General features: G+C 40.6%; 20 protein-coding genes. 10 read left to right on the plus strand and 10 right to left on the minus strand.

Annotated features, from left to right (window positions below; translation table 11 throughout):
- Window positions 1-195 precede the first annotated feature (195 nt).
- Window positions 196-1,338 carry a molecular chaperone DnaJ gene (gene dnaJ, locus G6W43_RS07290; RefSeq protein ID WP_107714232.1) on the minus strand — a complete coding sequence of 381 codons (1,143 nt, stop codon included), beginning with the start codon at window positions 1,336-1,338 and terminating at the stop codon, window positions 196-198.
- A gap of 123 nt (window positions 1,339-1,461) precedes the next feature.
- Between dnaJ and G6W43_RS07295 the strand changes: the two genes are divergently transcribed.
- The 10 genes from G6W43_RS07295 to G6W43_RS07340 all read left to right on the plus strand — a co-directional run bounded on the left by G6W43_RS07295 (window position 1,462) and on the right by G6W43_RS07340 (window position 9,856).
- Entirely contained in the window at window positions 1,462-2,133 is a 672-nt protein-coding gene (locus G6W43_RS07295) for a response regulator transcription factor (RefSeq protein ID WP_009294394.1), read from the plus strand.
- Window positions 2,130-3,386, plus strand: coding sequence for an ArsS family sensor histidine kinase (locus G6W43_RS07300; RefSeq protein ID WP_194169499.1), 1,257 nt, complete (start codon window positions 2,130-2,132; stop codon window positions 3,384-3,386). The genes G6W43_RS07295 and G6W43_RS07300 overlap by 4 nt, the downstream gene beginning before the upstream one ends.
- Window positions 3,383-3,955 carry a recombination mediator RecR gene (gene recR / locus G6W43_RS07305; RefSeq protein ID WP_009294391.1) on the plus strand — a complete coding sequence of 191 codons (573 nt, stop codon included), beginning with the start codon at window positions 3,383-3,385 and terminating at the stop codon, window positions 3,953-3,955. The genes G6W43_RS07300 and recR overlap by 4 nt, the downstream gene beginning before the upstream one ends.
- Window positions 3,956-4,038: 83 nt before the next feature.
- Window positions 4,039-5,643, plus strand: coding sequence for an anthranilate phosphoribosyltransferase (gene trpD, locus G6W43_RS07310; protein WP_194169500.1), 1,605 nt, complete (start codon window positions 4,039-4,041; stop codon window positions 5,641-5,643).
- Window positions 5,643-6,254 (plus strand): phosphoribosylanthranilate isomerase, encoded by a 612-nt coding sequence (locus G6W43_RS07315; RefSeq protein ID WP_194169501.1) that lies wholly within the window; start codon window positions 5,643-5,645, stop codon window positions 6,252-6,254. The genes trpD and G6W43_RS07315 overlap by 1 nt, the downstream gene beginning before the upstream one ends.
- Window positions 6,247-7,428 (plus strand): tryptophan synthase subunit beta, encoded by a 1,182-nt coding sequence (gene trpB / locus G6W43_RS07320; RefSeq protein ID WP_194169502.1) that lies wholly within the window; start codon window positions 6,247-6,249, stop codon window positions 7,426-7,428. The genes G6W43_RS07315 and trpB overlap by 8 nt, the downstream gene beginning before the upstream one ends.
- The gene (gene trpA, locus G6W43_RS07325) at window positions 7,421-8,170 is read left to right on the plus strand and encodes a tryptophan synthase subunit alpha (protein WP_194169503.1); all 750 of its coding nucleotides are present in this window, start codon (window positions 7,421-7,423) and stop codon (window positions 8,168-8,170) included. Before trpB ends, trpA begins: the two co-directional genes overlap by 8 nt.
- 77 nt (window positions 8,171-8,247) lie before the next feature.
- Window positions 8,248-8,667, plus strand: coding sequence for a chemotaxis protein CheX (locus G6W43_RS07330; protein ID WP_087582123.1), 420 nt, complete (start codon window positions 8,248-8,250; stop codon window positions 8,665-8,667).
- Window positions 8,664-8,981 carry a flagellar motor switch protein FliN gene (gene fliN, locus G6W43_RS07335; protein WP_002942551.1) on the plus strand — a complete coding sequence of 106 codons (318 nt, stop codon included), beginning with the start codon at window positions 8,664-8,666 and terminating at the stop codon, window positions 8,979-8,981. Before G6W43_RS07330 ends, fliN begins: the two co-directional genes overlap by 4 nt.
- A complete protein-coding gene (locus G6W43_RS07340) occupies window positions 8,978-9,856 on the plus strand; it encodes an excinuclease ABC subunit A (protein ID WP_103570584.1) in 879 nt (292 codons plus the stop codon). Before fliN ends, G6W43_RS07340 begins: the two co-directional genes overlap by 4 nt.
- A 1,142-nt stretch (window positions 9,857-10,998) precedes the next feature.
- Here the strand turns inward: G6W43_RS07340 and G6W43_RS07345 are convergent.
- The 9 genes from G6W43_RS07345 to G6W43_RS07385 all read right to left on the minus strand — a co-directional run bounded on the left by G6W43_RS07345 (window position 10,999) and on the right by G6W43_RS07385 (window position 20,753).
- Window positions 10,999-12,447: a Ppx/GppA phosphatase family protein gene (locus G6W43_RS07345; protein ID WP_194169504.1), complete on the minus strand. Its 1,449-nt coding sequence runs from the start codon at window positions 12,445-12,447 to the stop codon at window positions 10,999-11,001.
- A 3-nt stretch (window positions 12,448-12,450) separates the two neighbouring features.
- On the minus strand, window positions 12,451-13,668 hold the full coding sequence (locus tag G6W43_RS07350) for a sensor histidine kinase (RefSeq protein WP_194169508.1): 1,218 nt from the start codon (window positions 13,666-13,668) through the stop codon (window positions 12,451-12,453).
- A 38-nt stretch (window positions 13,669-13,706) separates the two neighbouring features.
- On the minus strand, window positions 13,707-14,378 hold the full coding sequence (hsrA, locus tag G6W43_RS07355; protein ID WP_002942555.1) for a homeostatic response regulator transcription factor HsrA: 672 nt from the start codon (window positions 14,376-14,378) through the stop codon (window positions 13,707-13,709).
- Between the two features lie 76 nt (window positions 14,379-14,454).
- A complete protein-coding gene (locus tag G6W43_RS07360; protein ID WP_002942574.1) occupies window positions 14,455-14,781 on the minus strand; it encodes a dihydroneopterin aldolase in 327 nt (108 codons plus the stop codon).
- Complete coding sequence (gene plsY, locus G6W43_RS07365; RefSeq protein ID WP_103567626.1) at window positions 14,778-15,389, minus strand: glycerol-3-phosphate 1-O-acyltransferase PlsY; 612 nt, start codon at window positions 15,387-15,389, stop codon at window positions 14,778-14,780. The genes G6W43_RS07360 and plsY overlap by 4 nt, the downstream gene beginning before the upstream one ends.
- Window positions 15,390-15,448: 59 nt before the next feature.
- Window positions 15,449-17,737 (minus strand): helicase HerA domain-containing protein, encoded by a 2,289-nt coding sequence (locus tag G6W43_RS07370; protein WP_194169505.1) that lies wholly within the window; start codon window positions 17,735-17,737, stop codon window positions 15,449-15,451.
- An 8-nt stretch (window positions 17,738-17,745) separates the two neighbouring features.
- Complete coding sequence (locus G6W43_RS07375) at window positions 17,746-18,828, minus strand: PilZ domain-containing protein (protein ID WP_103632705.1); 1,083 nt, start codon at window positions 18,826-18,828, stop codon at window positions 17,746-17,748.
- A gap of 123 nt (window positions 18,829-18,951) precedes the next feature.
- Window positions 18,952-19,551, minus strand: a complete 600-nt coding sequence (locus tag G6W43_RS07380; RefSeq protein WP_002942572.1) for a peroxiredoxin — start codon at window positions 19,549-19,551, stop codon at window positions 18,952-18,954.
- A 197-nt stretch (window positions 19,552-19,748) separates the two neighbouring features.
- Complete coding sequence (locus G6W43_RS07385) at window positions 19,749-20,753, minus strand: beta-ketoacyl-ACP synthase III (protein WP_103642478.1); 1,005 nt, start codon at window positions 20,751-20,753, stop codon at window positions 19,749-19,751.
- Between the last annotated feature and the right edge of the window lie 3 nt (window positions 20,754-20,756).

Raw genomic sequence — 20,756 nt, forward strand, 5'->3', positions numbered from 1 at the left:
TTTAAAACTTTATTTACTAGTCTTGGCAGGCTAACTAAATTTAAGCTACACTTCGTTTAGCACTAAAATCAGAGCTTAAATTACTCGCATATAAAATTTTAAAATTTGTGTGAAATTTACTTGTAAAAATATAGGATATATAAAATTTATTTTGAAAGAATTTGTGACGCCAAATTTCACGCCACAAATTTAAATTTATTTTTTCTTTTTGCCTTTTGGCTCGTCGCCTTTAAACCAGCTTTTTATCTTATCAAAGACGCTCTCATCGGTGCTTGACTTGCCTGAAACTATGCCAAAGCTAGCTTGAAGCTTGTTTAAAAGCTCTTTTTGTTCATCACTTAGTTTATCAGGCGTTTGGATAGAAATTTGCGCTACAAGTCTGCCTTTTTTGCGCGAATTTACACCCTTGATGCCCTCGTTTTCAAAGATAAATTGCTGTTTATCTTTTGCACCAACTGGCAGTTTTAGCTCGGCTTCACCGCGAAGAGTTGGGATTTTTATGCTCTCGCCAAGAACAGCTTGGGTAAAAAAGACTGGAATTTCTATATAAACATCGTCGTTGTGGCGGATGAAATGCTTGTCATCTTTTACATTTATGCTCACATAAAGATCGCCTTGAACGCCGTTTGCACCGATGTTGCCTTTGCCAGCGACCCTCATCCTCATGCCACTATCAACGCCCTCTGGTATCGTGATCTTGACGCTTTGTTGCTGGATTTTATAGGCTTTTGCGTTGCAGTCAGGACATGGCTCGCTTATCACTTCGCCAGATCCGTGGCAGTATGGGCACTCTTGAACGATATTCATAAAGCCATTTCCGCGCGTGATCCTGCCGCTTCCGCCGCAGTGCTGGCAAGTTTTGTTTTTGCCATCTTTGCTGCCTGTTGCGTTGCATGTTGGGCAAGGCACTTTTTGATCAAATTTGATCTCTTTTTCGCAGCCAAAAACAGCTTCATTAAACTCCAAATTTATAGGAATTTCAAGATCAGCTGAGTATTTTTCGCTTCGTCTTTTTCTCTGCCTAGAGCCACCGCCAAAACCGCCTCCAAAAAACGAGTCAAAAATGTCTGAAAGGTCAAAATCAGCGCTAAATCCGCCTCCACTGCCAAATCTACCCTCAAGCCCTTCTTTGCCGTATCTGTCATATATTGAGCGCTTTTGCTCATCGCTTAAGACCTGATAGGCTTCGTTTATCTGTTTAAATTTCTGCTCAGCTTCTTTGTCGCCAGCGTTTCTGTCTGGGTGGTATTTTAAAGCGAGCTTTCTAAAGGCTTTTTTTATCTCGTCGCCACTTGCATTTCTTGAAATTTCAAGGATCTCGTAATAATCAAATTCCACATTTTTCCTTGTTTATTAAGCTTATTTTAAATGTGAGATTTTATCCAAAAAAGTTTAAATTTAAAAAAAAATTTACATTTTTGCCGTATAATCTCTACTATTTTTCAATGAAAAGGATGATTTATGATTAACGTTTTAATGATAGAAGACGATCCAGAATTTGCACAAATTTTATCTGAATATCTTGACAGTTTTAATATAAAAGTGACTAACTTTGAAGACCCATATCTAGGGCTAAGTGCAGGGATAAAAAACTATGACCTGCTCATACTTGATCTTACATTACCTGGCATTGATGGTCTTGAAGTTTGCAAAGAAATTCGCCAAAAATATGACATCCCTATCATCATAAGCTCAGCTCGCAGTGACATCAGTGACAAGGTCGTTGGCCTTCAACTTGGAGCGGATGATTATTTGCCAAAACCATACGATCCAAAAGAGATGTATGCTCGTATCACAAGTCTTATTAGAAGATATAAAAAGACAAACGAAGTTCAAGAAGAGGTCGTTGATAGCGCATTTAGGATAGACGACAAGCGCCATGAAATTTATTTTAATAATGAAGCCCTTGCTCTTACACCAGCTGAGTATGAAATTTTAACCTATCTCATCAAACAGCACAGCTTTTCAGTATCAAGAGAGCAGCTAGTTTATAACTGCAAGAGCCTAAAAGACAAGGACTCAAAGAGCCTAGATGTCATCATCGGACGCCTTAGAACAAAGATCGGCGATAGCTCAAAAGCGCCAAAACATATATTTTCAGTTAGAGGCATAGGATATAAGCTTATCGGATGAAATACTCCATAACCACCAAGATAACTATCATCTTCGCCATCGCTTTCTCGCTGATGTGCTTGCTTTTTGTGACATTTGCAAACATTCAGCAAGAAAGTGCGCTTGAGAAGCTAAAAGATAAGCAAATAAGCGCTATGAACTATCTTGTGGCGCTTTACGAGCGTGGCAATCCTCCAAGAGATTTGGAGCACTACTTTAAAAATTTCAACCTAGAATACGTCGGCAACAAAAATTTAGCTACCTCAGTTACTACAAGCGGAAACGCCATTTTTACGCAGCACACGCCCCTTGGCATGATGCAGTCGGTTAATTACAAAGGCGATTTGTATCTGCTTATCAAAAATCCATCTTTTATGCTACTACTTGAGAGTAACGATGCAAGACACGTAAATGACCCGCTTTGGGTGGCATTTTTGATCATCTCGGCTCTGCTCATCTCGCTTTATGTCTCGGTTCTTAGAAGCCTTTTGCCGCTTAGAAGACTTAGCAAAGATATCAGAAAATTTGCCAGCGGAAACATGGAGATGGTGATGACTGCTAGGCTAAATGAAAACGAGCAAGATGAGATCGGGCAGGTCGCAGTTGAATTTGACAACGCTGTTTGCAAGATCAGAGAGCTCATTCGCTCAAGGCAGCTATTTTTACGTGCGATCATGCACGAGCTAAAGACGCCTATTGGCAAGGGTAGGATCGTCTCTGAGATGGTGGCAAACGACACTCAAAAGATGAGGCTCATAAACGTTTTTGAGCGCCTTGAGATGCTTATAAATGAATTTAGCAAGGTCGAGCAGCTTCTTTCAAAAAGCTACGCGCTAAACTATCAAGAGTGCCATTTTTCACTCATTTTAGAGCAGGTGCAAGATATGCTCATGCTTGATAAATTTGAAGAGCGAGTGAGCTGTGATATCAGGGACGACGTCATACTAAGAGTGGATTTTCAGCTTTTTAGTTTAGCGATTAAAAATTTGATAGACAATGCCCTAAAATACGCAGAGGACAAGAAAGCCATCTTGATCTGCGATAGCGAATTTATAGCGGTTAAAAATTTAGGCAAAAAGCTAAATCACCCGATTGATTACTACAAACAAGCCTTTGTGAGAGGCGACAAGGTGAGTGCGGGAAGCGGCATGGGGCTTGGACTTTACATCATCGAGCAAATTTGCCAGATGCAAAAATTTGAGCTAGCTTACGACTATGAAGACGGCTATCACGTCTTTAAAATTTTACTTCGAGCAAAGGCAAAACGAGCATGAAAAGGGGCTTAGAGAAGTTTAACGAGCTAACCGAGTCATTTGCTAAGCTACCAGGTGTCGGTAAAAAATCAGCCGCGAGATTTGCCTACTTTGTCTGTATGCAAGATAGCTTTGCAGGGCTAAGGCTCGCGCAAAATATCGAAGACGCGGTGAGGTTTATCAAGCGTTGTGAGCGTTGTGGTGGGCTAAGCGAAAATGAAATTTGCGACATTTGCAGCGACGAGAGCAGGGACAGCGAGGTCATCTTGCTGGTTGAGAGCCCAAAAGATATCTTGGTTTTTGAGCAAAATGGCATCTACAATGGCCTTTACTTCGTGCTTGATGAGATCGACGAGGACGCCATAGAGAGGCTGCGAAGTGCTATTAAGCAAAATGGCTCAAAAGAGGTCGTTTTCGCCTTTACGCCGGGGCTAAATTCAGACGCGCTCATGCTTTACGTCGAGGATAAGCTTGGCATGAGTGAAATTTCATTTAGCAAGATCGCTCAGGGCGTACCAACTGGCGTAAATTTAGAAAACGTCGATATGCTCTCACTCTTAAAAGCCTACGAGAGCCGCACAAAAGCCTAATTAAAATTTCTTTTAGTTATAATCTCACCTAAATTTATAATATTTAGTCCGCGCAGCAGCCGCTAAATTTAAAAGGATAGAGATTGATTTTACTTATAGATAACTACGATAGTTTTGTCTTCAACGTCGAGCAGTACGTAAAAGAGCTCACAAATGAAGAGGTTAGATGCGTTAGAAACGACAAGATAACACTTGAAGAGATCAAGAAGCTAAACCCAAGTAAGATCATCCTAAGCCCAGGGCCAAAGCACCCAAAAGATAGCGGAGTTTGCTTAGAAATTTTAGAGGCCAACCTTGGCGTGCCAGTGCTTGGAATTTGCCTTGGACACCAAGCCATAGGGCTTAGTTTTGGCGCAAAGATAAAAAGACTAGACGATCCACTTCACGGCAAGACCTCATTTATCGATGTGAAAAACAAAGAGCCGCTCTTTGCAGGGTTGCCTGAGCGCTTTGAGGTTATGCGCTACCACTCGCTCTATGTCGATGAGCTCCCAGCTAGCTTAAGCGCTGATGCGGTGAGCGATGATGGCGTAGTTATGGCACTTAGCGTAAAAGATAAGCCGATCTTTGGCATCCAGTTTCACCCAGAGAGCTACTTCACGCAATACGGCAAAAAGATCGTTGAAAATTTTGTAAATTACAAAGCAAAAGAAGAGGCTAAAGAACCAAAAATTCGCTCACTTAAGCCATATCTTATCAAGCTTCAAGAAAACATCCCGCTTGATGATAGCGACTTTGAGCAAATTTGCGAGATAATAGCCAGCAAAGAGTATGAGATCGTGCAGCTTTCAGCCCTTTTGGTGCTAATTAGCGAAAAGAGTCTTTACCCAAAAAGCCTCGCTGCACTTGCAAAAAATATCCTAAAATACTCGCAAACTTACCGCGACGATACGCCTATGATCGATCTTTGCGGCACTGGAGGCGATGGCTTTAAGACGATAAATATCTCAACTACAGTGGCATTTATCCTTGCAAGCCTTGGCATAAAGGTCGCAAAACACGGCAATAAGGCAGTTTCAAGTAAGTCAGGCAGCTCTGATGTGCTTGAAATTTTAGGCGTAAAAAGTGAAAAATCACTGGCAAAACAGCGTGAAAATTTAGCTAGTAAAAATTTAGCCTTTTTCCACGCGCCATTTTTCCATCCGCTAGTTGGCGAGGTGAGAGAAGTGCGCCAAAGACTTGGCATAAGAACCGTATTTAACGTGCTTGGACCGCTTTTAAATCCAAATTTAAACCTTACAAACCAGCTAGTTGGCGTCTATCATAAACCTGTCCTAAAACTCTACGCCCAGACGCTTAAAATTCTTGGTAGAAAGCACGCTTTGGTCGTCCGCGGCGATGATGGACTAGATGAGATCACGCTTTGTAGCGAAACAAGCATCGTGGAGCTAAAAAATGGCGAAATTTTTGAATACAGCATCACGCCAGAGCAGTTTGGCTTTAAAAGAGCGCTTCACAGCGACATCGAGGGCGGCACACCTGAAGAAAATGCCAAAACCTTGATCCGCACGCTAAAAGGCGAGGAGCAGGGGGCGAAATTTGACATAGTGGTCTTTAATGCGATGTTTGCACTCTACGCGGCTGATGGCGCAAAGAGCCCAGACGAGGCCAAAAAAATGGTGCTTGAAGCGATAAATTCAGGTAAGGCGTATAAATTTTATGAAGAGTTTATAAGGGTGCAAGCGTAATGGCGCTAGTTAAAATTTGTGGTATCAAAACGCTAGATGAGGCGAGTGCGGTTTGTACTTTGGATGTTGATTTTATAGGGCTGATATTTGCTAAAAGCAAAAGAAGGGTTGAGCTAAATTTAGCTAGGCAGATAGCGAAATTTGCCCACAGCAAGGGTAAAAAAGTTGTCGGTGTTTTTGCGGAGCAAAGTGATTGTGAGATAATGGAAATTTGCCAGTTTGCTGGTCTTGACGTGGCTCAGGTGCATGGAGTGGTGAGTGAAAATTTAGAGGCAAATTTAAAAGATATGGGGCTTGAGATTTGGCAGGTTTTTAGCGTGAAAGATAGCTTGCCAGAGGTTGATTTTAAGCATTTTGACATGGTGCTTTTTGACTGCAAGGGCGAAAATGCTGGCGGAAATGGCACTAGCTTTGAGTGGGAAATTTTAAAAGAGGTTAAATTTAAATTTGGCATGGCTGGGGGCATAGGCGAGCACAACATCAAAGAGGCGCTTAAATTTAAGCCATATCTAGTCGATATCAACTCAAAAGTCGAGGACGAAAACGGCATAAAAGATGCACAAAAGATAGAGAGAATTTTAAAGATCATAGGTGAGGTAGAAGATGAATAGTAAGGCGTATTTTGGAAAATTTGGCGGGCAGTTCGTGCCTGAGACGGTGATGTTTGCTCTTGATGAGCTAGAAAATGCTTATGAGAGCATCGCAAAGACAAAAGAGTTTAAAGACGAGCTTGATGATCTTTTGAAAAACTATGTTGGCAGGCCTAGCCCGCTCTTTTTTGCAAAGCGCCTAAGCGAGCACTACGGACATGAAATTTACCTAAAAAGAGAGGATCTAAACCACACTGGCGCGCACAAGATAAATAACGCCTTAGCTCAAGCGTTGCTTGCTAAAAAGATGGGTAAAAAGAAAATTTTAGCTGAGACTGGAGCTGGTCAGCACGGCGTGGCAACAGCGACTGCAGCGGCACTTTTGGGCTTAGAGTGTGATGTGTATATGGGTGCTACAGACGTGGCTAGACAGCAGCTAAATGCCTTTCGCATGCAGCTTCTTGGCGCGAAAGTGGTGAGCGTAGAAGATGGCTTAAAAACGCTAAAAGAGGCGACCACGGCGGCCATACAAGCGTGGGTAAATGAGATAGAAAGCGCGTTTTATGTCATTGGCTCAGCCGTTGGCCCACACCCATATCCAAAGATCGTGCGTGATTTTCAAAGCGTGATCGGCACAGAGGCAAAAGCTCAGCTTGAAAAATATGGCAAAAAGGCTGATTACGTCATCGCTTGCGTTGGCGGCGGCAGTAATGCTATTGGCATTTTTAGTGCGTTTTTGGACGATGAGAGCGTAAATTTAGTAGGTATAGAAGCTGGTGGCCTTGGCATAGATACGCCTTATCACGCAGCTACGCTTAGCAAAGGCAAAACCGGCATCATCCACGGCATGAAAACAACCGTTTTGCAAGATGAGTACGGCATGATCTCGCCAGTGCATAGTATCTCAGCAGGCCTAGACTACCCAGGCATCGGCCCAGAGCACGCCCACCTAAACGACATCAAAAGGGTAAGATACGAAGCCGTGACCGACGATGAGTGCATAAATGCCTTGTATTTTCTAAGTAAGATGGAGGGCATCATCCCAGCCATCGAGAGCGCGCATGCGGTGGCGTATCTAGAGAAGCTTTGCCCAAAACTTGATAAAAAAAGCGTCATCGTCGTAAATATCTCAGGCAGGGGCGATAAGGACATAAACACAGTTATCGGCTACGAAAAAGGAAAAATTTATGGATAAGGTTAGAAGTGCATTTAACGGCAAAAAGGCAAACATCGGCTACATCGTGGCTGGATATCCAAGCCTAGAAAAAACGAAGGAATTTTTAGAAAATTTAGATGAGAGCACGCTTGATCTGCTTGAGATCGGCATCCCATACTCTGACCCGCTGGCTGATGGCAAGCTCATCGCGCAAGCTAGCTTTGAGACAGCTCAAAGTGGCGTAAATACCGACGTTGTCTTTGATATGCTTGAGGGCTGCAAGGCAAAAGTGACAAAGCCACTTGTTTTTTTGGTTTATTACAACATCATCTTTGCTTATGGCGTTGATAAATTTCTAAAAAGATCACGTAAAGCCGGGGTTAGCGGCTTTATCGTGCCGGATCTGCCTTGCGAGGAGTGCGAGGAGTTTGTTCTAAAGTGCAAGGAGCTAAATTTATGCCTTGTGCCACTTATTAGCGTCACCTCTGGGGGCAGGGCGGATGAGATATTAAAATTTGGCTCAGGATTTATCTACGTGCTAGGTGCTATCGGCGTTAGCGGCTCAAAAAGAGCTGATGAAGATAGGATAAAAAATTTAGTCCTAGAGCTTAAGAAAAAGAGCGATCTGCCAGTGGCTGTGGGCTTTGGCATCAAAAATAAAGATGATGTTAGTGAAGTGAAAAAATATGCTGACGCTGCGATCATAGGCACGCAAATAGTCAAGCTTTGCGCCAAATTTAGCGCAAAAGAGCTGGTTAAAGAGGTCGATAAACTCTTTTAAAATGCTTAATAAATTTATAGCTAATTTAGTAAAGCCAAAGTATAATTAACGCGCATTTCAAGTCTTAAGGAAGAGATATGAGAAAAGTTATAGATGAAGCCACGAGCTATCTTTGCAAGGATACTTTGGGGCTGGATTTAGAGTTTGGCAAGAGCCTTGGTAAGGGATTTTACGGGGCTAGCATACCAGTTTATAAGGGTAAAAGCGAGTATCAGTTTTATCTATTTTTTAAAAAAGATACTTTGAAAATTTTCATGAATGCCTTTTTTGGTCACGAAGATGTCGATGGTGGCGATCTGGACGATCTTTGCAAAGAGATAGCCAATCAAATCATCGGCAAGGCTAAAAATATGCTAAATGAAAAAGAGCCAAATGCTTATAAGCTTGGAACGCCTGAGTTTTTGGGCGAGGTTGAGAATTTTGGCATAAAGCTAAAAGAGAAATTTATATATAAGATAAAAAATAGAACATTTCAAATAGGCTACAAGATACAATGAACGATGAAGGTGCGATAGAGACACTAGAACAGCTAGGGCTTTTTAAGAGCTATGACGAGCTTATGGATATAAGCGTTGATTTTATAGCTGAGCTAGGAACTACCACAGTTAGCATAAATGAGCTTTTGAAATTTGAAGCTGGCTCGGTCATAGACCTCGAAAAACCAGCTGGCGAGAGCGTGGAGCTATATATAAATAATAGAATTTTTGGAAAAGGCGAAGTAATGGTTTATGAGAAAAATTTAGCCATCAGGATAAATGAAATTTTGGACTCAAAGTCAGTTATTCAGTACTTCAAAAAAGAACTTTTATGAAATTTATACTATTTTTTGTGCTTTTTGCTACGCAAATTTTAGCTTCTAACTTGCTAACATACAACATCTATGAGCGCACCGACAGGGTCGACATCATGCTTAGCTTTGATGCGCCGTATGAGGGCAACATCTTTCAAAAGCGAGAAAAAGATACGACCTCTTTGATACTAAATTCTCTAAGCTACGATCAAAGCGCGAGTAAGGACATAAACTCAAAGATCATTCAAGAGCTTGAGATAGAGCCAAAGCAAAACTCCTTAGTTTTAAATTTACGCTCAAACGATGCGATCATCGTAAATGCTTCAAAGACAACAGATAGCTTCGGGCTTCGCATCCGCGTAACGCTAAAAAACACAAAAACGCAGGTGCAAAATATGCCACAAGCTAGCGCAAAGATAGAAACTGCTAGCACGCCAAAGACAGAAAATGAACCTATGGTTAATATTGATTCAAGATACTTCATCGTCCTAAGTGTGCTCATCGCGCTTCTTATATTTTTATATGTTTTTAAAAGATATATCACTTCAAAAAGTAGTGATTTTAGCGGGTTTAAAACGCCACAAAATCAACCACAAAACGACACAAAGTCGATGAACTGGCTACTTAAAAATCAAAATAGCGGCGTCAATATCATCTATGAAAAATATCTTGACCGCACAAACAAGCTAATGCTTCTAAGCTACGAAAATAGGCGCTATCTAGTGATAGTTGGCAGCTCAAACGTCATGCTTGATAGCTTTGGCGAGGATAAGATCCAAAATGAGCAGGACTTCGCGGTATTCTTTGAAGAAAATAAGAAGAAACTTGGCTCATTTTTGCAAGAGCGTCAAAATAGTCTAAATAACTACAAAGATAAAATGAGCGGGGAATTTTAATCCAGCTTCGCTACTAAATTTAAAAATTTAGAAGAGCATTTTCGCAAATTTTAAAAGTGGCTTCGTATCCGCCATGAAGTTGCTAGCCTGTGAAGTAGAATTTGAGACCTTTCTTGCCTTTTTCAATAAAAAGAAATTTACAAATTTAGTCAAGCTGTCTTTGCAAATTTTAAAACTTTCACTCGCTCGCAAGAATTGACTACTGATTTTAGGCCTCGCAAAGCTTGCCACTAAAATCAGAGCCGAAATTACTCGTTCATGAAATTTTAAAATTTACTTGACGATGACTAGATAAAGAAATTTTCGCCATGGTTTTTAAATGCATGCAGTGCTTTAGCACAATTGCATGCCACCTCTAACGTGCGAGGGGATTGGGGGATTTAAAAAGGGGGATAAGGGGACGGCTTCGTAATTCAAGTCCCCTTGTCTCCCTTTTGAATAAAAAGAAATTTACAAATTCAATCAAGCTGTCTTTGCAAATTTTAAAACTTCACTCACTCGCAAGAATTGACTACTAAAATTTGGCTTCGCTAACCGCTTAGCTCAAATTTTAGAGCCGAAATTACTCGCTCATGAAATTTTAAAATTTGCTTGACACTTGCATGATGATAAAACGCATGCGGCGCAAAACGCTATCGCATGCCCCTTGAACGTGCGAGGGGTTTTTACTTCGACTTCGTCTCGTAACTGCAAGCAGACAGGGGATTTAAAAAGGGGGATAAGGGGACGGACTTCGTGTCTGCCCTGCAGTTGCGAGCCTGCGAAGCAAAATTCAAGTCCCCTTGTCTCCCTTTTGAATAAAAAGAAATTTACAAATTTAGTCAAGCTGTCTTTGCAAATTTTAAAATTTCACTCACTCACAAGAATTGACTACTAAAATTTGGCTTCGCTTACCGCTTAGCTCAAATTTTAGAGCCGAAATTACTCGTTCATGAAATTTTAAAATTTGTTTCACACTAAGAACATGGCACTTTGGCACTATTGCATACTTTGAACGTGTGCTGAAGGATAAAAAGAGTGGGGGGGGGACTTCGTATCTGACTTGCATTGCGAGCCTACAAAGTAAAATAGAAGCCTTTACCCCCCCCCTTTTTTTTATTTTTAGAAAATAAATTTATAAATTTGATCGCTAGCTTTTTGATTTACACAAACGAAATGGCAAAAATTTCAGGTTTTGCGATCTTTTTTATCTCTTCTTTTGCCATAGCAAATTCTTTTGCGCCCTCTATTTTTAGCGTGTGGCCGCTAAACTCAAAGCTTAAATTTAACTTCTCACAGGTTATATCAAGTGCCTTGGCTAGCGCAAGGATGAAGCTTAGCCACCTTACGCACTCAGCCTTTGGTAATAAATTTTTATACTTTTCAAACTCATAAATATTTTTCTTGCCATTTGTGCCGATGACTGCGGCTATTAGTGTCTTTTGCTCGTGTGAGAAGCCGTAGTTTAGGGCATTTAGTATGATATAAGCCGAGTTTTTGTGATCGCCGTAAAAGCCTATCTCTTGACCGACATTGTGGAGCTTTGCAGCAATTAGCAGTGTCTCAAGATAGCTCTCATTTAGCCCATGAAGTTTTCTAAGCGCCACAAAAATATCCTTTGCATATCTTGCCACGGCTTTGTTGCAAGAGAGGATGAAGCGGTCTTGTAGGCTTTTGACGCTTGGGTTAAAATTTTCTGGAAATTTAAGACTTGGGCGCAAAAAGTCTTTTAAAAAGACGCCTTCTCTTACGCCAACGCCACTTGTGATGACATTTTTGGCATTTAGCGCCTTGGCAAGGGCTAAAAATATATGTGCGCCCTCTCTAATGGTATCGTATCTATCCTTTTTTATAGGGAATTTATTTAGCTCAAGCACGCTAACGTTTGCGATGCTCTCAATGTAGGCTTGCTCGTCGCTAAGCTTGTAGCAAAAGCCATGCAGTGATGAGAGCGGATATAAATTTTTACTCATTATGGCTGATGAGATTGCTCTTAAAGAGCCGCCGATCGCTATTAAATTTGGGCACTTAAATCGCTCATCTATCTGCGCCGTGATCTGCGCCAGAAATTTTGGTAGTTTGTTTAAATTTTTCTTATCAAAAAATAGCTCTTTTAGTCTCACTGTGCCTATATCAAGCGAGAGGACATCGACTATCTTGCCGTTGCTTATCCTAGCAAGCTCGGTCGAGCCTCCGCCGATGTCGATTGTGACGCACTCGGCTAGGCTGTGAAGTAAATTTTTAGCTGCTATCGCTCCAAAAGTAGCCTCTTCTTTGCCGTCAATGACTTTTAAATTTATGCCAAGTTTTTTTCTTAAAAGAGAGATCAAAACGCCTGAGTTTGGAGCATCTCTAAGCGCTGAAGTGCCTACACATAGGACTTTGGAGCATTTATAGCTTTTTATAATGTTATCAAATTCGCTAAAAGCTTTGATCGCTTTTTGCATTGAAGCTTCTGAAATTTCGTTGTTTGAGCCGTATCCACCTTCGCCTAGTCGCACTTTGGTTTTGTATTCAGCTAGTATAAAAAATGCTAAGCGTGATGTGCGCTCAAATATCGCCATACGCATAGAATTTGAGCCAAGGTCGATCACTGCGGTTCGTTTTGCCATTTTTTATCCTTTTAAATTTAAGACAAGGCTCGCGACGGCTCCGCTTGCACCCTCTCTATTTTTGATAGATATCTCAGCGCCAAGCGCCTGTGCTGCGCCTTTTGCGAGAAATAGTCCAAGTCCAGCACCACCTTTGTTGCCGTATCTTTTAAATGGAGCAAACAAGTCCTTACTCTCGTCTATACCCATGCCCTCGTCGGTTACTTCAATGATAAATTTACTCTTTTCAAGCCTTGAGCTAATCGTAATCGTGCTATTTTTTGGAGAAAATTTGATAGCATTTTGAACGAAATTTTGCACGATGTGAGTTAGTAGGCTGGTTTGGATATTTAGGTTAAAAATTTCAGGCTTTAGATCGAGTACGAGATGTTTCTCGTCGCCTTTTGCCAGCACCTCGTAGTTTTTGCCTAGTTTTTTTAAAAATGCGATCACGTCGGTATTTACCGGCTCTTCAAACTGCGCGCCCTCTTGACGACCTATCTCAAGGACAGAGCCTATCATAGCGTTCATGCCGTTGATCGCTTCGTTGTTTGATTTTAGCGCTTCTATGTATTTTTCGCTCTCGCGTGGTTTTAAAAGCGTAACTTCGTTTTTGGTTTTCATGACAGCAAGTGGAGTTTTTAGCTCGTGTGCAACGCCTACAAAGAGCTCTTTTTGGTATAAGACAAAAGTTTGTATGCGAGTAATTAGCCTATTTATGCTATTACCAAGTGGTAAAAACTCGTCTGGCAGGCTTTTGATATCGATCTCTTTTAGAAATTTCTCATCTAAATTTGTAAGCTTGTGACTTAAAATTTTTATAGGTATTAAAAGCATTCTTGATAAAAATAGTGCATAAAATAGCACCAAAAGTATCGCTGTGACGTTTACAATTATAATATCTATAAAAATTTCTTCTACTATGCGGCTTTGAAGTGTCGTCTCTTTTTCTAGGACTAAGTAGCTACTGTCATCTAGCCTTGTTGTTAGAGTGGTTATGCTCTCATCTTTTATCTTTCGCATCACAAGGTAGGGCTTTTCGCCTTTAAGCTCGCCCGCTTTTACGGTGGCTAGAGTTTTGTTTGGGATTTCTATAGTAAAAGTTTTTAGATTGTTAGGATTGAAATTTTGTGGATTGTTTTTGTAGGCTGTGGCTTGCTGGTTTAGCTCACTAACTACGCTTTGAAAAACGGTAACTCTTATGTAGTGATAGAGCATCACCGAAACAACGGCAATTAGCATCATCGCACCAGATGCTAATTGCAGTATAAATCTATTTCTTAAGCTTTTTTGGGAAAGCAAAATCTATATCCGCGTCTTCTAACAGTTTCTATTGTCGAAATATTTAGCGGTTTGTCCATTTTTTGGCGGATTTGGTTGATAGCAACCTCGATAACGTTTGGAGTTACGAGCTCTGGCTCTTCCCAGATAGCGTCAAGTAGTTGCTCTTTAGATACGATTTGATCTGAGTGTCTTGCAAGGTGAGTAAGCACCTCAAATGGCTTGCCTTTTAGTTCGATGTCGCGGCCAAGATAAGTGATCTTCTCTTCGTCAGGGTTGATGATAAGCTCGTCTATCTTGATGATATTTGTGCCGCCAAAGCGTAGTCTAGCCTCTAGTCTAGCTACTAAAATGTCAAAATCAAATGGTTTTTTGATGTAGTCATCAGCGCCAGCTCTAAGTGCTTTTATCTCGCTCTCTTTGTCGTCTTTTGCAGAAAGAACTACAACTGAAGTGCGTGGAGATTTATGTTTTATGATATTTATAAGATCAACGCCGTCGCCATCTTGAAGCATCCAGTCAGTTAAAACTAAGTCGTAGTTTCTGATGCCGATGTAGTACTCAGCGTCTTTGAAATTTTCAGAGCTATCTGTCTGATAACCAAACTCTTGCAACCCCTCAGCAATCGTCTTATTTAGCGTTACTTCGTCTTCTACTATTAAAATACGCATTTCTTTTCCTTAAACTAAAATTTATGGTCGATTGTATCATAAATTAAGAAATATTTCAAGATACTTTAATAAATTTTTAAAAAACAGTGCTGATTTTTGCACCAACGATTGCGTTTGGCAAAATCTCGGTTTTTAAAATCTCCATATCCAAACTAGTAAGCGAGCTAAACCTCTCTTTTAGCGCTTTGCAGGTAGCTTCTAGTGACTCTTCTACGCTTTGAAATTTCATCTCATTGTAAAATTCTTTTATAAAATCCGCCACTAAAACATAATCAATCAAGCTAGTTGAGCGAAATTCTAAGCTTACTTTTACCTCTTGCTTTGCAACTCGCTCAAAGTCAAACATCCCGATAACGGTTTGAAATTTATAATCCTTAATGATCGTTGTTATTTCACTTTTCATACGACTTTTTGCTCCTTGCCTGAAAGCAGGCGAACGATATTTGGTATGTGCTTATAAACTACCAAAAATGCGATGATAAGTATCGGCGCGTGAGTGTAAATTTCATCAAGCTCTGGGTGGATGATAAAGCTTGATGCGATGAGTGCTATCAGCGCGCATAGCGAGGCTAGAGAGCTTATCTTTAAAAATTTACCGACCAAAAACCAAACGACAAGAGCGATTATGATCTCAACTGGCAAGAAAAATGCTAGCACGCCAGCCCCGGTCGCCACGCCTTTGCCTCCTTGAAAGCCTAAAAATATAGAAAAACAATGCCCTGCCACACTTAAAACTGCCATCGTCCAAAGCGTGCTTTGGCTTGCACCAAGAGAAGAGGCTACGATGAGTGGCAAAACGCCCTTTAACACGTCACAAACTACTGTTAAAATGGCTAGTTTTTTGGCGAGTTTTGGGTTTGTTTGCTTTAAAACCCTTAAAACATTTGTCGCGCCTATGCTTTTGCTGCCCTCTTTTTTTATATCAACATGTCCAAAAATTTTTGCTAGTATGAGCCCTGATGGGATGCTGCCAAGCAGGTAGCTAACGGCATAGAGTATTAAATTTTGCATATTTTACCTTTTAAATTTAAAGAGAAATGATATTAAAAAAATACTAATTTTTTTATAAATCATCTCCACAAAAGCACGATTTTTTCGTCGTAGATGTCGCTTTTCTTTGGCGAAATTTGCGTTTCGTTTATCGTGATGTTTTTAACATCATTTGCCTCTTTTAGCGCGTCGCACTCTTGTGCAAATTTCTCTTCAAGCTCGCTTATGGCTAAATTTATATCATTTACGCTTTGCTCGCTAAGCTTGACGTCGCTTCGCTCTTTTAAGACCTTGTTTGCGCTTCTTGCACTTGATGCGATCTTGCCGGCGTTTTGGCGAGATAAGAGTTTGTTGCCAAATATCGCTCCAAATATGCTTGCGCCTATATTTATAGCAGCGTCAAGGCCGCTTGTGGTCATCTCTTTTTGCTCTTTATCAAGCTTTGCAAGGGCTTTGTTTAGCTTATCTTGCAAGCTCTTTTGCTCTTTTTCAAATTTAGCCGTGAGCTTTGCGGTTTGCTCCTCTAAAATTTCATTGCACTTATCTTGAAGCCTTATGAAAAACTCCTCTTTTGACTCGTTTTCTTTTGAGTAAATTCCCATCGCTTCAAAGGTGTTAAATTTGAAATTTCTATACAAAAATTCTTTAAAATCTTTCTCTAAAGCGTCAAAATTTTTAGCGCTCGTTATGAAATTTGGCACAGCAGCAAAGCTTGCACCGCTTGGTTCATTTTCGCTCGCATCAACGTGCATGCCTTCGCTAGCCTCGCTCCAGTTTGGCTCTTTGTCATTTTCACTAAGCTCGTAAAGATAGCTTACCTCACAAACGCTGTCTATTCCTTTTTTGGCATCATAAATTCTCACTTTTGCGTTTGCTAGTAAATTTGGTGTGAGGCTTTTTGAGTTAGCATAAAGCTGCGTGATCGCACTTGAGATGATAGGTTTTGCGCTAAATTTCATCTCACTTTTATCTACACTTTGACTGCTTAAATTTTCTTTTTTATCTTTCATCAAATTTGAAATTTGCTCACGGCTTAGCGGGCCTTTTAGATAGCTAAGTGCCCAGCGCGTGGAGATGACGTTTAAGCCGTCCTCATTTATATTTTTGAGTAAGAAATTTCTCTTGGCTAAATTTGATATGAGATTTTCAAGTGAGGCTTTGTCTAAGCTTGAGCCAGCGATGCCGCTTAGGCCGTCGATCACGCGGGCTTTATCCTGCGCTGTTTGGAGGCGGCCGATGAACCAAGTGCCGATGTTGCTAAGGCCTTTGTAGTCAAGATCGACTGGGTTTTGCGTGCTTAATACGCAGCCTAAACCAAATGCACGGGCTTGTTTTAAGAGTGTGAGCATAGGCGTTTTTGACGGCGGATTTGCGTTTGGCGGAAAAAAGCCAAAAATTTCATCCATATATAGGATCGCTCTAAGTGAGCTAGTGCCCTCTGTACCGCGCATCCACGCGATGATCTCGTTTAGTAAAAGGGTGACAAAAAACATCCTCTCAGCGTCATTTAGGTGCGAGATCGTAAAGATATTGCACTTTGCTTTGCCATTTTCATCAAAAAGCATCTTTGAAATTTCAAGTCTAACGCCCTGCGTCCAGCCCTTAAAGCTTGGGCTTGCGATGAGTGCGTTTATCTTCATGGCAAGCTTTAGACGCTCACTGCTTGGATAGAAGGTATCCACGTCAAAAACGCCTATCTTTTTAAACGGCGGATTTGCTATGAAATTGATAAGCTCTTCGATGCTGACGTCTTTTTGCTCTTTAAATTTGCTCTCAAATATAGTGGATATTAGCAGCTGCTCTTTTGAGCTCATATCCTCTGAACTCATGCCAATAAGCGATAGCACCGACGCTGCGAGCGAATTTATATAGTTGCTAAAAATTTCTTCGTCACTAATATTTGGGCAGGCAAAGTCGCTAAGTAGCGCCACGCCAAGGCCAGATGAGCTTTTTGGTGTGTAGATATTAAAGCTAGCGCTATCTTTTAAAATTTTTACTCGCTCAAGGTCTTGAAAGCTCGACTCTATGCCGTTTCTCCAAAGCTCGGCCTGAGCGGCAGCAAATTCCTCTACACTTTGACCTTTGTTGGCCGCTTCTGCTTCATCGACGTATGGTAAAAAATCCTCCGCTCTCATCTGCGGAAAGGTGAGGGCTAAATTTGTGATATCGCCCTTTGGATCGATGATGATAGATGGGATGTTGTCTATGCAGGCTTCTTCTAAAAGCGTGATACCAAGGCCTGTTTTGCCGCTGCCAGTCATACCGATAATGGCTGCATGGGTGGTTAGGTCCTTGTTTTTATAAAAAAATGGCTCTTTATCTTTTAGTCCGATGTAAAAAAGTTTTAAATTTTCTTGTATGGTTTTCACTAATTGCCTTATTCGTATAAATTTATGCGTGAGCGAAGTTCGTCAAGTGTCTCTTTGACGCGCTTTTGCGTGAAGTCTTTTATCGTTTTGTCATCGTCAACTAGTTGCATGCAGTATCTGATGTAGCCCTTGTATGCTAGCTCAGTGACAAGTTTTAGCTTTAAAGAGACGTTTTTTACTTCATCTGGTGAGAGCATGATGTCAAAATTTGCCTCCAACTCTTCGCCATCTTTAAAATTTGTGGCTTGTGAGCTTAATATGCTCATGCCGCCCTCTGAGATGTCATAAAGACTACCAACAAGCTCGCCTTGCTCTCCTTTTAGAGAAATTTTGGTAAAGCGATTTGGCAAGACGCGCTGGAATTTTCTCTTGTTTGCGTGCATGGTCGCTGTGCGTGAGAAATTTGAAAGGGTGACGCTTTTATCGGCGATATTGTAGTCGATGATGTCGGCGCGAAGTTGCTTTGAGAAGAAGCTGTTTGGCAGGATAAAGCCCTTGCCATCTTGCTTCATGGCTAAAATTTGCATCATATCTACGCGAAAAACGACGCTATCTTCTTTAACCTCTAAAATTTCGGCTTCGTATTTTATATTTAGTCCGTCGTATAAATTTAAAAACTCAGGTCGGACTTTGGCATTTTTCATGCGTGTAAATGTATTGATCGGATCTTCGTAGAAAAATGAGCCAGTATCGATCATCGTTTTTACCGTGGCTTCTTGGTGATCCTGCGTGTTATATAAAATTTCTTTCATCCTTGAAACGGCATTTACAAAATAGCCCACATATATTGCATCGTCGCAAGCATGACTAAATTTTAGTGTCAAATTTAAGAGCAAGAAATTTACTAGCTCATCTTTTGCATTTAGTTTTGGTATTAGGCTGTTTAAGTCGTCGCGAATTTGTGTGGCATTTGGCTTTTGGATGAGTAGCGCGTCAAAGATACTCTCAAGGCAAATTTTCATCTGCTCGTGCGGCACTACAAGGGTTAGTTGTCTGCAAAATTTGATGCCCTCATCTATAAATTTAGCTCTTAAACCAAGTATGCAATCCTCGCAATTTTCGACAAGTTCTTGCCTGCCCTTAAACTCCATGGGGTCTCCAAAAAAAGGTTATTTATTAAAACATCGCTATCATATATAAAGTTATATTAAAAAAATATTTAAATTTGTGTAGAGAGGAAATTTCTAGGCAAAGCTGCCTAGAAATTTGAATAATTATAGTTTGCTTTCGTTGTGTGAAAGGTAGTCAGCAACGCCTTCTGTGCTTGGTTTCATACCAGCGTCACCTTTGTGCCAGCCAGCTGGGCAAACTTCGCCGTGCTCGTTTGTAAATAGCATAGTATCTACCATTCTAATCATCTCGTCGATGTTTCTGCCAAGTGGTAGGTCGTTTATAACTGCGTGGCGAACTGTGCCATCTTTGTCAAGTAGGAATGATCCGCGAAGTGCTACGCCAGCATCTTCTAGAAGTACGTCAAAGCCGCGAGCGATTGATTTTGTCATGTCAGCTACGATCGGGAAGCGAACTTTGCCGATACCGCCTTTATTTACTGGAGTCTCTTTCCATGCAAAGTGTGAGAACTGGTTGTCGCAAGAAACTGCGATAACTTCGATACCGCGTGACTTGAACTCGTCATATCTTTTATCAAATGCGATGATCTCGCTTGGGCAAACAAATGTAAAGTCCATTGGGTAGAAGAATACAACAGCGCCTTTTTCGCCGATGTTTTTGTAAAGGTTGAAATCATTTACGATTTGATTGTTTCCTAAAACTGCTGCAGCTGTAAAGTCAGGTGCTTTTTTTGTTACTAACATATTTTCTCCTTAATAATAAATTTTATTGATTGCGAAATTATATCCATAAAAATTTAAATTATAATTAAATAGATCTGAAAATTTAAAACATTGTAATTTTAATATACATTTGAAAATGAATGGAAATTTTTAAAAATTTATAGAAGATGTTGTAGAAATTTTATTAAATTTAGAGTTTTGGATGTAGAAGCGGTTAATTATAGATCGCTAAAATTTCTACCGCCAAATTTTAGTATCGCCGAACCCCAAGTAAAGCCACCGCCAAATGCATCAAGAAGCAAAACTGAACCATTTTTAATGCGTCCATCCTCGTAAGCATCATTCATCGCCATTGGGATCGAAGCAGAGCTTGTGTTGCCATATTTTGCAACCGTCAAAACGCACTGCTCGTCAGTGAAATTTAGCCTATTTTTTACGGCATCTATTATCCTGATATTTGCTTGATGAGGTATGAAAAAGTCGATATCTTCGCTTTGCATTTTGTTTGCGTGTAAAATTTCTATTACACTTTTACTAAGCGTTTGAACCGCTATCTTAAAGACCTCATTTCCGCTCATGTGGATAAAATTTAGTCTATTTTTTAGCGTCTCATCGCTAGCTGGAAATGCACTGCCACATCCTGGAGTTATCAAAAGCTCAGCCTGTCTGCCATCGCTTGCAGTGTGGATGTCGATGATCTCGTTTTCTTCGCTAGCACTTATCACTGCTGCTCCTGCTCCGTCACCAAAAAGTATGCATGTGCTTCTATCTGTGTAGTCGATTATCGAGCTTAGTTTTTCAGCTCCTATGATCAAAACATTTTTTTTAGCACCACTTACGATAAGAGAATTTGCAAGCTCTAAAAGATAGATAAATCCTGTGCAAGCTGCGCTTATATCAAAAGCTGTAATGCCAAAATTTAAGCCTAAATTTGAAGCTATCTTGCAGGCAGTTGAAGGCATGCAAAGATGATCTGGAGATATCGTAGCGCAGATTACCGCGTCGATTTGTGATTTTTCAAGCCCTGAGCGTTTTATAGCTAGCTCAGCAGCTTTTGTGCCAAGATCGCTTGTTATCTCAGTCGTTGCGATATGTCTTTGCTCTATACCGGTTCGCTTCACTATCCACTCATCGCTCGTGTCGACCATTTTTTCAAAATCAAAATTTGTTAAAATTTTTTCTGGGACATATGACGCAATGGAGATCAATGAAGCTTTTGGCATATT

Source organism: Campylobacter concisus, from assembly GCF_015229965.1.
GTDB lineage: Bacteria > Campylobacterota > Campylobacteria > Campylobacterales > Campylobacteraceae > Campylobacter_A > Campylobacter_A concisus_BD.